The sequence below is a fragment of the Bradyrhizobium sp. JHI2711 genome (genome assembly GCF_056156565.1).
The window spans coordinates 1-205 of sequence record NZ_JBPZPT010000046.1 but is presented as its reverse complement, the minus strand read 5'-3'; the positions used below and the strand labels follow the sequence as shown (position 1 = coordinate 205).

The following is a 205-nucleotide window of genomic DNA, read 5'->3' as shown; positions in this document are numbered from 1 at the left end:
CCGGTGGCGGCTACGACGTGGTCTGGAAGAACTCGGCCAACGGGCACTACTCGGTCTGGAGCACCGACAGCACCGGCAATTTCGTGACGACGCTAGCCGCGGCTCCCGAGGTCCTGGGGAGCGATCCAACCCTGAAAGCACTGGAGCCGACGCTGCAGCAGGATCTCAATGGCGACGGCACGATCGGAGTGCCGATTGCCAGCCC

1 protein-coding gene is annotated in these 205 nt (G+C 65.4%); it reads left to right on the top strand.

The window, feature by feature from the left end; all coding sequences use genetic code 11:
* A partial coding sequence (locus ACTEK7_RS36715; protein WP_474810831.1) for a hypothetical protein occupies positions 1 to 205 on the top strand: 205 nt, incomplete at both ends.